Source organism: Bacillus infantis, assembly GCF_020171945.1.
GTDB classification, from domain to species: domain Bacteria; phylum Bacillota; class Bacilli; order Bacillales; family Cytobacillaceae; genus Bacillus_AB; species Bacillus_AB infantis_A.
The window spans coordinates 413,692-424,984 of the sequence record NZ_JAIVAP010000003.1 but is presented as its reverse complement, the minus strand read 5'-3'; the positions used below and the strand labels follow the sequence as shown (position 1 = coordinate 424,984).

The window sequence follows — 11,293 nt, the reverse complement described above, 5'->3', positions numbered from 1 at the left end:
CTATACCCCCGTTCAAGCCTTTATGAAACCGCATCCAATTAAATTTTATAAAATAAAAAAACAGCCCTTTTGCAGGGGGCTGTTTTCTTTCAAATTAAAGTATTGCGGTCTTCCATCTGCGGCGGTTCTTCCATCCATCCATTCTTGGCCATGATCCTTCCTCCATCATGTCCGTATGCATAGATATCCTTGGCCAGGGCTGCCATTTTCAAAGGCAGGTCATTGCGAAGACTGAAAGCAGTTCCAATTGCATTGCTTCCAAGTCCAAAACTGCACAAAAGACTGATGCAATAAAGCATGAGCTTATCAGAGAAAGGGCCTTCAGTCGAAGTGGTTGGGTATCCGGCAGAAGTAGTTGGCACCTGTATATCGCTATCTGTCAGCTTCTGCCCAAATTCAACAATGATTTTCTGGGAAAGGTCTTTTCCTCTGTTCAGGTAATCCCTCACTTCCTGCTTCTTTGCAGTCTGAGCAAACCCGGTGATCATCTGCATCCCTGTCACATTGCTTTCAATGGCATGATACAGATGCGCGACTTCAACTGTGTTGAGGGATCGTTTGTTGCCAAATAGATCATTTCCCTTCATATATCCAGTCCCCTCGGCCATTTCAACTTCTTTGGGCATCGTAACGGAAGGCGGGCGCGGCAGCAGGCCTTTCTTGAGCAGGAACTGCGTAAAGTGCTGATAAAACTCCTGTGTAATCTGCGAAAGGTTCCTGTATAAGGTAATAATATCTTCTCTGTACGCCATGCTGAGATGGAGCGTATGGAGCCCCATGCTGATTTCCTTCATCAGCCTCAGAAAATGGATATCAAAATAAGGCTGATACAGAACCGGGGCATCGGGATTGACATCCTGGGAGGTAAAACCTCTAGGGATGACTGCCCCGTCTTCCTCAAGAATACGTTCAATTCTTTCTTTATATGGCACTATCTGAACCAATAAAGACTGCAGCAGCTCCTTCCCTTCCGGATCCTCAGCCTTTCTAATAAAATATGGCAGCATATGGATCAGCATCGTTTTTTGCTGATATGTCATCCATAAAGTACCTAATTCAGAAGATGAAATTGCCGGCTTGCTTCCCATGATACCACTCCTTTTAAAATGCCTGCATAATAGAATATCGTCTCCAAAAGGACTTCATGGAATTCATCTTGGCAAAATAAAAGCTGCCTCCGCGGGGCAGCCTGCTCAAACTTATTCAGATTCCTCTTCTGTGCCTTCTTCATCCGTTTCTGTTCCGGTATCTTCATTCTGCTCTGTATCTGTGCCGGTATCACTATCTTCATCTTCTGTACCGCTGCATCCTGTAACTGCCATTGATAAAGAAAGGGCTGCAAACAGCATCAAAATCCATTTTTTCATCTTTTACTCCTCCTCATTTTTAATGAACCGGTTACAAGCTTATCTTACAAAATCAGAAAAGAAATAAAATAGGATTTTCAGTTTTTTTACCTCTCTTAACCGTTTCTTATCCTCAGCTTAAGAAGTTTACCAAACTTTTAAAAAGCGACTGCTGCCTTTGCCCCTTTACTTGCGGGCGGACATGCCAAACTATTCAATTATCCCCGTACCCATAATCTTAGAATCGGCTTTTACTTTTATGTCAATATCAGGGTAAATTGCATTCCATCTTTCCCACTCTTCCTTTTCAAAATGGCTTGCTCTGTAAGCCAGTCCAAACCCCATAGGATCGAGTGAGTTATACTGGAATTTTTTCAGCAAGTCTTTTACAATCCTTTCTATCTCCTTCTCAAGCAGCTGATTATAAACCTCAAGCTCCTTCTTTGATAGATCGCTTCTTGACTCTTCTATCGTTCCCTGGACAGAGATGCCAACTTCTACAGCAGCACCTTTGCTATTTTCAGCGATTTTAATATCAGACTTATAATTGTCTATGGAAACGACGAAAAATTTATCTTGTTCTTTAACAGTGATCTGCTGTTTTTCAAATTCGTGCTTGAGGGCATTGAAGGTTTTTGTCTCGTTCTTTGAAAGCCTTAGTGCGCGTTTATGATCCTTGAATATATCGGCCTGATTGATTTCCAGGAGGCCGTTTTTCACTTTTACAACAGGGAGCACCGGACTGATCCCCTTGCTCTTGCTTTCCCTGTAAAACTGGAACAGATATTTGGATATGGTATAGGGCGACTCAGAGCCCTGCAGATCAAAGGAAAGAAAAAGTGTATTGGATGCGAGCCTCTCGGAAGGAGGCTTTATTTTCATCACCTCTTCGGCAGTCGGCTTGCCGATCGCAATCCAGGCAATTTTCTGGATGTCCCTCCTTCTGTAGAACCAGTCCATTTCCCGTTTGACGCTCTCACCCGTCAAACTGTCCCCAAGCAGGATAACCTTCAAATGCCCGAAATCAAGTTCCTTGTCTACCCTCGATTTAATAATCCTGATTGCTTCTGAAATAGTTTCCGAGGTTTCGGTGACAACGACAAATCGGCTGTCATCAGACCTGGTGTCGGCAGTGGGTATGGCAAGCTTCAATGATACCTTAATAAGATCACCATCATCTTCCGGCCGGTCGATCCCCATTGTCACAACAAAAAAGCGGTTGTCAATATCCTTGAACCCGCACCCGCCCAAAAATAGTATAAGAACGGCAACAGCCGGCAGCAGCCTTTTCTTCATTTATTTCTCCTCCAAGAAAGCAATACTAACAGGACGACCATTATGTACTCGCCCGGCATGCGAATGTTCATCCACCAAACAGTAAAGATAGACATGATTTCTTCATTGACAATAAATTCTCCGATAAAAAACAGCACGGCAAACAGCAGCAGCGGAATGTTTCTTTTAAATGATGCAGTTTTCGTATTTTTATTTTCAGCTCGAAGCGGAACGGCACTTCTGATCAGTGACTGTGCTACATGCCAGTGAACCACAACATTCATCAGCGAGATCCCTATATAGATGAGGATAAAAATATAGAAGGCCCGTTCAACAAATGCAAGCTCCATTCTGACCGCATCCGCACTCGACAGCCAGGGATACTCAAGATCGCCTACCCCTTCAAAGCCAAAAGTTCCAATTGGCACGAAATACGTTGTAGCAAGGACTGCTGCGCCTGCCGGCAGGACCAGCAAAAAGAAGCGGGGCTTAGCCTTCCCCTTCAGCACTATATTGAAAATGACTAAATTTGTGTATCCGGAAAAGACATAAGTTGCAGCAGAAACTGACTTCCATGTCGGCATTTCCCACAAATGGGTGGCTGCCTCTTTAATGTCCAGCCAGCTCAGGGAACCGCTCAGATAAATTTTGACAAGAAGCAGCACAGCAAGCGGCCCATTAAGGATTAGTATAATTTCCAGGAGGTACAGCACCTTCTCGGGTTTCGAAGAGGCCGCCCATACAATAAATAGGAGAAAAAAAACTGCTATCTGCCAGTTTTCCATATCAGGATTGATGAATCTTTCCGTAATATCTGTAAAGGCATAAAGAGTAATAAAGCCGGATGCCATCCAAATAAAGGCCAGATAAAGAATGAGAGGCTTTCCGGCCCATCCTGGGACGAAAGAGTCCTTCAAGATCTGAGGCAGGCTTTTTCCTTCGAAACTGCTCATCGCCCTTGCAAAAAAATAAGCTCCGAGCACCCCAAGAGGCAAAGCAGCCATCATAGACATCACGGCTCCGCCGGTACGTTCTTCAATGAGCAGCTTTGGTACAAATACGATGATATTGGCAAGCATATTCAGCAGGATTAAATAATAAAAATAACGGCTTGTCATTCGAACCTCCTCGCTTCTACTGTTTACTGCCTTCGCCAAAAAACATTTTCAAATACGGCTTTCCGAAGCTGTCCAATCGTACAAGGAATATAAGCAGGCCCATCAGGCCTATAACCAGGCCAATCATACCGGTCATGGCTGCGAGAAGAAGGATGACATATTTCATTACCCTCATCGAGAAGCTCATTTCATTGATTGGAATCACAAAATTGGAGATAGCCACAGCTGAGACGATGATAATCATGATGTTCGATACCAGACCCGCTTCTGTGGCAGCCTGCCCCAGAATCAATCCTCCAACCGTCGTGGCTGTCGATCCGATCGATTTAGGCAGCCTGATGGATGCTTCTGTCAGAAGCTCCATCATAATCAGCATGAACAGCACCTCCAGATAGGAGGGATAAGGGACTGATGACCGGCTTCCCGCGATTCCCAGTGCAAGCTGGACCTGGAAGACTTCAGGATTATAAGAAGTAATGGCCACATAAAGGCCAGGAAGCAGCAGACTGATAAACAGGCCAAGATACCGCAGAGTTATCAAAAACCTTGAAACCCAATAGGGCTGGTACAGATCTTCCATAGAGCTCATAAAGTCAAAGAAAACTGCCGGAAGTATCAGGCCGAAAGGAGATCCTTCAATAAGGATGACTACTTTTCCCTGTGCAAGATTAAGGGCTATGCGATCCGTCCTCTCAGTAATCATGAACACAGGAAAGAGCGTTTTCTTCCGCGGCGTCAGCATTCTATGGATTTCTCCTGCTGACTGGACGATTTTCTGTGAAGCTTTGATGCTTTCTATTTTCTTTTTTATCCCTTGTAGGATGTCTTCCTCAATCTTTTCCTTGTCATAGAGGAGCAGAAGGCCCAGCCCCGAAACAGAACCTATTTCGTTTTCTTCCACCGTTAAGCTTGTCTTATGATAGCGGTGGCGGATGATGTTAAGATTTGTTCCAAGGTCTTCGCTCAATGCAGTCTGGGGTCCCTGGATGGTTGTTTCAACAGTTGCATCCTTGACTCCCTGGCTTATATATTTCTTTAGCTGCAGAACATAGAAAGTGTCCTTGAACAGGAGGATCGCCGAGCCCCTCATCAAATCCTTCAGAGCCTGCCCTCTGTCCCCAAGCTCACTGATGCCGGACAGGGAACAGATATATTTTTTATATCCCGCTTCATCATGCAGCTGGAAAAAGGGCTTTACCAGCTGCTCCTGGATCTTGTCGGTATCGCAAATACTTTTTATATAAAATAGATAGACAGAGATATTAGCCCCTTTTAGCTCCTGAACGGCTGTATCTGATGCATGGCCCGCCTTCTCCTTTAAAAACCGGAGGAGCTCTTCCCTTTTGCTGCCGCCCTTGAACATCTCTTCACCAACTCACTTAAGAAATATCCACTATTGTCCCACTGCAAGGAAAATTCATGCAGAAAAATCCTCTCAAAAAAAAATAGGATTTTTTTTAGATCATTATTGACCAGCAGGTAAAAAGGTTATATAATAAATAACGTTGTCCCAGTAGCTCAGCAGGATAGAGCAACAGTTTCCTAAACTGTAGGTCGGGAGTTCGAATCTCTTCTGGGACGTATATTGAAAGGCCCGCTGCATATGCAGCGGGCCTTTTTTATTGCTGTTTTTGTTTGCAGGAGAACCACTGACAAACTTACATAATTGAAGCCCTCCCTCCCGCCGGCCGCACATTGAAATTCCCCTCCCGGTTTTTCACTTCTGAAAAAGGGTAATGTACTATTACACAATCATCAAGGAGGTTATATTCATGGCTGAAACAAATAAACACCAGGACAATGACTCAATTGAACAGGAAAAGAAAAAAGAACACAACAAAGATATCGAACCGCAGCGGGAAGGCTCCAAAACAGAAAAGAACCAAAAATAATCTCGAATAAGAGGTGATTTCGCATGGCAGGCGAAAAAGACGGTAAGTACGAACAGCAAAACATGGACAACCCTGAGCAGTTCAAAACCGACAAAGAAAGCATTTACGATAAATTCAAGGAAGAACAGAATGTCGATACCATTCCTCTCGAGGACCTGAAGCAGGAGCAGCACGAGGAGAAGATGGGGAGGAACACGAAAGATAATTCCTCCAGTGAAGAAAAGTATAATGCAGACTTCGAAACGATTGATAAAGACAAAATAGGAGGGGATTCTTATGACTAATAATGATGTGAAAGATAAAGTGCTTAAAATTTTGGAAGATAATAAAATAGGAACGCTTGCGACCGTAAAAAACAATAAGCCGCATACACGCTATATGACATTTTTCAACGATGAGCTGAAGCTTTATACTGCAACAAGCAAAGAGACCGATAAAACAGAAGAAATTGAAGAGAATCCGAATGTTCATATACTTATCGGCTACGATGGCGAGGGGCTGGGAGATGAGTACCTTGAAATCGAAGGAAGAGCCTCTGTCAATGCTTCTGAAGATCTTAAGGAAAAAGTATGGAATGACCATTTAAAGCCATGGTTTGACGGACCGAATGACCCGAATTATATCGTCCTCGAAATACAGCCGACAGACGTCAGAGTAATGAACAGCAAAGAAAGCTCTTTTGAAACACTTGAATTATAATTATTGAAACAGAAAGAAGGCAGCCACGCTGCCTTCTTTCATTTTTATTTAAATTTTTCCCAACCGATAACTGTGTCAAAATCTTCATACCGTGACAAATAATAATCCGCGCCAGGTGTACTATTCTGGAAAAGGCAGGTCCTGATGCCGAGCTCCTTCGCAGGCAGAATATCGAGTTCCCTGTCCCCGATGGCCAGATCAATGCTCTTTTTGCCATGCAGATATTCATAAGAGGCTTTATGCGGCTTCCTTGGGTATCCATCATCACCGGCGACCATATCGGCAAATAAAGAGGACATATTATGATGCTCCAGGATGGCCAGCACATCCTCCCTTTCTTTATGGGTCATGATGACATTGCACCCGGCCCTTTTCAGCACATCCTTCACTCCCGGAAATGGCTGCAGATCGTGCGGCTTCAGACTTCTTGCCATTTTTCTTACATAGGCAATCTGCTCTTCCTCCAGGTTATAATGACCGAAGGCATTGGTAAAGGAAATCTTTAATTGGGAGAAAATCTCTTCATATTCTGCTTTTTCTCCCAACACTTCTTTCAAGATGCGGGTATATGCTGGATATGTATCAAAAAGAGTACCGTCAAAATCCCATAGAATATTCATGACTGCTCCTTTCCGGCTATCACTTTGCTGCCGGCATTGATTGTATTCATAATCTGCTCAATCGGCTTTGGCTTAGAGAAGTAGAAGCCCTGCGCCTCATCACACCCAATTTCCATCAGGAATGACAGCTGCTCCGGGGTTTCAACGCCCTCAGCAGTGATTTGCATGCCAAGATGCTTGCCCATCGACACAATGGAAGCTACCAAAGCTTTATTATGCTCATCACTTTCCATTTGCTGTATAAAGGTTTTGTCTATTTTAAGCCGCTGGATCTGCAGCCCCTGCAGATTGCTCAGCGAATTATATCCTGTTCCAAAATCGTCGACGCTCAGCATCAGCCCAAGGTCAAGCAGCTGCATAAAAGCATCTCCTGCTGAATAGGCATCATTCATGGCCACCCTTTCTGTTATTTCAAGTTCAAGAAACTTAGGATCCAGGCCGGTTTCACCTAAGATGCCCGAAACTATTTCCACAATATCCTTTTGAAGGAGCTGCTTGATCGAGAAATTCACAGAAATAATATACTGCCTGCCATATTTTTCGTTAATAGCAGAGATTTCTCTGCAGGCCTGCCGCAGGACCCAGCTTCCTATTTCAGATATCGAGCCTGATTCCTCTGCTATCGGAATAAATTCAGCCGGGGGGATAAAGCCTATTGAAGGATGCTTCCATCTCAGAAGCGCTTCAAATCCATTCACTGATTGATCAGATACTCTGATTTTCGGCTGAAAATGCACCTCCAGTTCATTCCGCACCAGTGCATGCTTCAAATCTTCCTTTAACGTCATCTTGCGGATGATGCTCTCGTCAAGTTCAAGCGTAAAGATAAAGTATGTATTCCTCCCTTTATCCTTGGAGTTGTACATAGCTATATCCGCCTTTTTCATGATGTCATTCACATCTTTCCCATGCGTTGGAAATAAAGCAATCCCGATGCTCGTTGTAATAACGATCTCATGTTCAAGAATCCGGACTGGCTCTACAACCTTTTCAATCAGTTCTGTTGAAAAATGGTCAAGCTGCAGATTTTCCTTAACTGGCTTCAAAATGATAAATTCATCGCCTCCAAGCCTGCCCACAATATCATCGCTGCCGGAATTCTCTTCCAGCCTGGAGGCAATTTCTTTAAGCAGCTCATCCCCGATATTATGGCCGAGAAGATCATTGACATGCTTGAAATGGTCCAGATCGATAAAAACAACCGCAAACTGGATACCCTCTGCCATCCACTCCTCAATCGACTGCATGACCTTCCTCCTGTTCGGAAGTCCCGTCAATGTATCATGGTAGGCAAGGTGATTGAGGTGTCTGTTGCTTTCAACCAATTCCTGTTCTTTCCGGTTATACTGTTTTTCCCCATAAACCGTTGTCACACCGAGAAGGAGCAGGATGGACAGCACTTCTGTAAAGAATAAGCTGTTACCCCCGCTGCTGTTCAAACTCCTGATGATCTCGATGGTGCTCCCCACAAATGTATAAGCTACCAGGAGAGCTCCAAAGGAAAGGAACCAGAAAGGCACCTTTTTCTTATTGAATACTTTATCAATATAAATCTGCTGGACGAACCTGAAGCATAAGAACAATGAAATAATGAAGAATAAGCTGGCAATGAGTATGTGCTCAGTGCTGACAACTAACGAAGGATTTATTTTTCTGACAAAATAAACATCTATGCCGATTGTTAATGCAACAAAAAAAACACACAGCACGAGATTCTTAAGCGACATTTCCTTGTCATCTTTTACTCCCGCAAATTGAAAAAGAACCATATAAACAGCGAGCTGGCAAAGGAAAATGGCCAGGCTTTGCAGTGTAAATGCATCTGCTGGTTCAATAAATCCGTAAATGCTTAAAAGGGTCATCAGCTGAAGCCACACATAAAAGGAGCTGGAAATCGGAAGAAGCAATGTCTGAGTATATTTTTGTTTTTGATAGATATATCTGCTCCCCAGGAAAACGGAAGAGAAAAAGATAAACGCAAGCAGCACCATGGCGGCTGCAGAAATTATATAGCTATTCACAATGATGTCCACCTGTCCTAGTCTATTATCAGGAAAATATTACTATATCCCTATGATTATATTACTATCCCTCCTCTATAGTGTCAAAGACCAGTATGCGGCTGAATTAGAATGAAAAGAAGCATCCTCACAATTGGGGATGCTTTTCTGACAGTCTATTTTTCTGCTGAATATTGTTCAGGCAGATTGTCGATTTCTCTTGAAAGCCGACCAGTTAAAATATAAAAATACATTTGGAAATCTGCCCGAAGCGACCAGAATGGATGTCCAAAAGTTGCAGGCTTGTTTCCTTCAATAAAGAAATGGGAGAACCAGGCAAACCCATAGGCAATGACCGGCGCAAGGATAATGAACCAGAAATTCAAATAAATGATGGCAAGAGCAATACAGATATACACAAAAGTTGTGCCTATGAAATGCCAAGTCCTTGTTGACTTTTTGCTGTGCTGCGAAAGGTAAAATGGCCAGAACTCATTATAATTCTTAAAATCTCCCATTGTTTCAACTCCTTTCTTCTTCCGGAAGGCACAGAAAATCGGATAACCGGCTTCCAATCAGCCTTATTGTGCGGTTTCCTTCTTCCGGGCTTGAGATGCCATCGATCAGGACGGCAGCATATAGAGCATCCTGGCCAGAAGTGAAGATGGCGCAATCATGCTCAATCCCAGGAAGTTCCCCGGTTTTATTGGCAATTTTCAGCTCTTTGCATGCAATGGCCGGAAGCTTTTCTCTGAACTGCTGCGATTCCATTATATCGAGCATCAAGCTGCGATTCTTCTCGGAAAACAATCTGCCTTCTTTTATTGCTCTCAGGCATTTAACCATATCTGCTGCAGTGGTGAAATTTTCTATACCTTTTGCTGCTGCTTCAAAGTCCATCATTTTTCTGCCCAGTACAGTCGTTTGGAGCCCTAGTCCATGCATTCTATCATTAATATTTTTCTTGCCCAGCAATTTTATCAGCAGATTGGCTGCTGAATTGTCAGAGACGATAATCATCAATGTTATACAGTCCAGGATGCTTAAGGAGGCTGCTGCAGAAAGAGATTGAATGATCCCTGCCCCGCCGGCCTTTTCAATCCCGCCAGTATATACCAGCTCATTGAGGTCCAGGCCGCCCTCCTCTGCCTGAAAGAAAGCTTCCATCATGATCGGGATTTTGATTAGGCTTGCTGCAGGATATTTTCGCCCGCTGTTCATATTAATTGCTTCCTCGCCATATTCAACAGCCAGACTGGCATTCCCCGGACATTGTCTGAGGATTTCAGCCAGCCTTTGTTCAAGATGATTGATATTATCAGAGAGCAGCCCGGTCATTTAGAAGCTGCTGCCTGTGAACTGTCATGATTTCCGGTCAGATTGGGATCGTATAAGTGGCAGGCGACAAACCTTGATTTCTCCGCCTCCTGCCAGACAGGCGTTTTTTCTGCACAAATATCCATGCTGTGAGGGCATCTTGTCCGGAATACACAGCCGCTTGGGGGATCAATAGGGCTTGGCAGCTCGCCCTGCAGGATGATTCTTTCCCTCTGATCCTCAACATCCGGATCAGGGATCGGAATGGCTGAAAGCAAAGCCCGTGTATAAGGATGAAGCGGGTTCCGGTATAATTCCTTACTGGTTGTGAGCTCCATCATATGCCCCAGATACATGACGCCGATCCGGTCGCTTATCTGCTTGACCATGGACAGGTCATGGGCGATGAATAAGTATGTCAGCCCTTTTTCTTTCTGCAGCTTTTTGAGGAGGTTCACCACCTGGGCCTGGACCGAAACATCCAGTGCTGATATCGGTTCATCCGCTATAATGAATTCAGGCTCCAGGGCAAGAGCCCTCGCAATTCCTATCCTTTGTCTTTGTCCCCCGCTGAATTCATGCGGATATCGTCCGGCATGCTCTCTATTCAGTCCAACATCCTCCAGAAGCTGATAGATTTTCTCCATCCGCTCCTGTTTATTGCGAAACAAGCCATGCACTTCCATCGGCTCCGCAATGATCTCACTTACTGTCGACCTGGGATTAAGTGAAGCATAGGGATCCTGAAAAATCATCTGCATCTGCTTGTGAAAAGAGAAGCGCTCTCTGTTTGTCATGCTGTGGACATTTCTCCCATTAAAGATGACTTCCCCTTCTGTGCTGTCATAAAGCCCGATGATCGTCCTGCCGGCAGTCGATTTGCCGCAGCCTGATTCACCGACAATCCCGAGGGTTTCTCCCTTTTTTATATTAAATGAGATGCCGTCTACAGCTTTTAATATCTCACCTTTTCCCAGCGCAAAATGTTTTTTAAGATTCTTTACCTCAAGTATGCTGTCCGGCATG

At 44.1% G+C, this 11,293-nt stretch carries 13 protein-coding genes and 1 tRNA gene; 4 read left to right on the top strand and 10 right to left on the bottom strand.

What is annotated here, in order from left to right; genetic code table 11:
• Positions 1-89 precede the first annotated feature (89 nt).
• The 5 genes from LCM00_RS08895 to LCM00_RS08875 form a co-directional block, all read right to left on the bottom strand.
• A complete protein-coding gene (locus tag LCM00_RS08895; RefSeq protein WP_224900347.1) occupies positions 90-1,088 on the bottom strand; it encodes a DUF3231 family protein in 999 nt (332 codons plus the stop codon).
• A gap of 111 nt (positions 1,089-1,199) precedes the next feature.
• Positions 1,200-1,367 carry a hypothetical protein gene (locus LCM00_RS08890; RefSeq protein ID WP_224900344.1) on the bottom strand — a complete coding sequence of 56 codons (168 nt, stop codon included), beginning with the start codon at positions 1,365-1,367 and terminating at the stop codon, positions 1,200-1,202.
• Positions 1,368-1,556: 189 nt separating this feature from the next.
• Positions 1,557-2,642, bottom strand: a complete 1,086-nt coding sequence (locus LCM00_RS08885) for a Ger(x)C family spore germination protein (protein ID WP_224900341.1) — start codon at positions 2,640-2,642, stop codon at positions 1,557-1,559.
• Positions 2,639-3,739, bottom strand: a complete 1,101-nt coding sequence (locus LCM00_RS08880) for a spore germination protein (RefSeq protein WP_224900338.1) — start codon at positions 3,737-3,739, stop codon at positions 2,639-2,641. The genes LCM00_RS08885 and LCM00_RS08880 overlap by 4 nt, the downstream gene beginning before the upstream one ends.
• Before the next feature lie 16 nt (positions 3,740-3,755).
• Positions 3,756-5,102, bottom strand: a complete 1,347-nt coding sequence (locus tag LCM00_RS08875; RefSeq protein ID WP_224900335.1) for a spore germination protein — start codon at positions 5,100-5,102, stop codon at positions 3,756-3,758.
• 144 nt (positions 5,103-5,246) lie between these two features.
• Between LCM00_RS08875 and LCM00_RS08870 the strand changes: the two genes are divergently transcribed.
• From LCM00_RS08870 to LCM00_RS08855, 4 genes are all read left to right on the top strand, one after another.
• A tRNA-Arg gene (locus tag LCM00_RS08870) sits at positions 5,247-5,320 on the top strand.
• Between the two features lie 191 nt (positions 5,321-5,511).
• On the top strand, positions 5,512-5,631 hold the full coding sequence (locus tag LCM00_RS08865; RefSeq protein ID WP_022543627.1) for a hypothetical protein: 120 nt from the start codon (positions 5,512-5,514) through the stop codon (positions 5,629-5,631).
• Positions 5,632-5,654: 23 nt separating this feature from the next.
• The gene (locus LCM00_RS08860; RefSeq protein WP_224900332.1) at positions 5,655-5,915 is read left to right on the top strand and encodes a hypothetical protein; all 261 of its coding nucleotides are present in this window, start codon (positions 5,655-5,657) and stop codon (positions 5,913-5,915) included.
• The gene (locus LCM00_RS08855) at positions 5,908-6,330 is read left to right on the top strand and encodes a pyridoxamine 5'-phosphate oxidase family protein (protein ID WP_224900329.1); all 423 of its coding nucleotides are present in this window, start codon (positions 5,908-5,910) and stop codon (positions 6,328-6,330) included. The genes LCM00_RS08860 and LCM00_RS08855 overlap by 8 nt, the downstream gene beginning before the upstream one ends.
• Before the next feature lie 44 nt (positions 6,331-6,374).
• Here LCM00_RS08855 and LCM00_RS08850 read toward each other — a convergent pair whose 3' ends face one another.
• The 5 genes from LCM00_RS08850 to LCM00_RS08830 form a co-directional block, all read right to left on the bottom strand.
• A complete protein-coding gene (locus tag LCM00_RS08850; RefSeq protein WP_224900326.1) occupies positions 6,375-6,950 on the bottom strand; it encodes an HAD hydrolase-like protein in 576 nt (191 codons plus the stop codon).
• Entirely contained in the window at positions 6,947-8,971 is a 2,025-nt protein-coding gene (locus tag LCM00_RS08845) for a putative bifunctional diguanylate cyclase/phosphodiesterase (RefSeq protein WP_224900323.1), read from the bottom strand. The genes LCM00_RS08850 and LCM00_RS08845 overlap by 4 nt, the downstream gene beginning before the upstream one ends.
• 155 nt (positions 8,972-9,126) lie before the next feature.
• The gene (locus tag LCM00_RS08840) at positions 9,127-9,468 is read right to left on the bottom strand and encodes a DUF962 domain-containing protein (RefSeq protein ID WP_224900320.1); all 342 of its coding nucleotides are present in this window, start codon (positions 9,466-9,468) and stop codon (positions 9,127-9,129) included.
• 4 nt (positions 9,469-9,472) lie between these two features.
• Positions 9,473-10,288, bottom strand: coding sequence for a serine hydrolase (locus LCM00_RS08835; RefSeq protein ID WP_224900317.1), 816 nt, complete (start codon positions 10,286-10,288; stop codon positions 9,473-9,475).
• Positions 10,285-11,292 carry an ABC transporter ATP-binding protein gene (locus LCM00_RS08830; protein WP_224900621.1) on the bottom strand — a complete coding sequence of 336 codons (1,008 nt, stop codon included), beginning with the start codon at positions 11,290-11,292 and terminating at the stop codon, positions 10,285-10,287. Before LCM00_RS08830 ends, LCM00_RS08835 begins: the two co-directional genes overlap by 4 nt.
• Position 11,293: the final 1 nt, after the last annotated feature.